We start from the raw sequence: 1367 nt of genomic DNA on the forward strand, positions 1-1367 counted from the left end.
TGATCGCGCGGGCACCATAGGCGACACGTTTGCCGCCTTCGAGATGGCGTTTCAGCAGCGAGTGATGCTTCATGCGCTGGAATTCGTCGAACGGCGACAGATAAGGGTTGCGGTACGCCAGGTCGACGATCAGCCCCACCATCACCTGCTGGTTGTCGCCGTGATAGAGAAACCAGCCGCCATGGCTGTCGCCGCCATGGTTCTTGTCATTCAGGGGCCAGCCGGAGCCGTGCAGCACCAGGCCGGGCTCATGCTGCTCGGCGGGCACGTCCCACAGCTCCTTGAAGCCGATGGCGTAATGTTGCGGGTCGCGGTTCGCATCGAGATCGAAGCGCGAGATCAGCTGCTTGCCGATATGGCCCCGTGCGCCTTCGCAGAACAGGGTGTACTTGGCACGCAGTTCCATGCCGGGCATGTAGTTGGCGGTCTCGCTGCCGTCGGCGGCGACGCCCATGTCGCCGGTGATGATGCCCCGCACGATGCCTTCGTCGTCGACGATCGCTTCCTGGGCGGCGAAGCCGGGAAAGATTTCGACACCCAGCCCTTCGGCCTGCTCGGCCAGCCAGCGACAGAGGTTGCCGGCGCTGATGACATAGTTCGGATTGTCGGTGCCGTTCGAGCTGGCGTGGCCAGCATTGTGCATCGACTTGGGTACCAGCGCGTTGGGCAGCTTCTGGGCCTTGTCGGCATCCTTCAGCAGATAGAGCTCGTCGCGCAGTACCGGCGTGTTCAACGGCGCGCCGCGCTCGGCCCAGTCCGGGAACAGTTCCGACAGCGCGCGCGGTTCGAACACGGCCCCGGAGAGGATGTGCGCGCCGACCTCCGAACCCTTCTCGACCACGCAGACGGAGAGCTCCCGTTCGGCCTCGTTCGCCTGCTGCATCAAACGACACGCCGCCGACAGGCCGCTGGGGCCTGCCCCCACGATCACTACGTCGAAATCCATGGATTCACGTTCCAAACCCGATCTCCTCGCTTGCTGGCAGGATGCGTGCCGCCATGCCTGCCCGGTCCGTTCGTCGACGACTGATGGCCGCCATTTTTTATAGCCTAACGTGAGTCAGCTGCCTGATGTTATGCCAACAGGCGCTTTTCTTATGCGAAGGTGCTGCTTCGGCAGCCCCCCTTTGATGCGCTATCATCGCATTTTTCGCTCGTTCCTGTCCCGATGGCGCACCAGGCTGGAGCAGGAGGGAGCGCCGAGTTGACCCGAGCTGGCGTCGGCGTGATTCTGTCTCCGCCGACGTTTTTGTTGCCCGGCATTTCCGTCACGCTGACGATCGCCGTAGTTCGATCGTCGATGCCGACCAACGCCTGCGGGGTCGGTTTGTCACTAGTCTGCGAGGACACCCATGAAAGTACTCGTC

The 1367-nt window shown here is 62.9% G+C and carries 1 protein-coding gene; it reads right to left on the bottom strand.

Annotation, left to right across the window (positions count from 1 at the left end; translation table 11 throughout):
- On the bottom strand, nucleotides 1-946 hold a 946-nt coding region (locus DOM32_RS17470; protein ID WP_157957119.1), incomplete at its 3' end, for an NAD(P)/FAD-dependent oxidoreductase.
- Between the last annotated feature and the right edge of the window lie 421 nt (nucleotides 947-1367).

This window comes from Salinicola salarius (assembly GCF_003206135.1).
In the GTDB taxonomy this organism is placed as follows: Bacteria; Pseudomonadota; Gammaproteobacteria; order Pseudomonadales; family Halomonadaceae; genus Salinicola; species Salinicola salarius.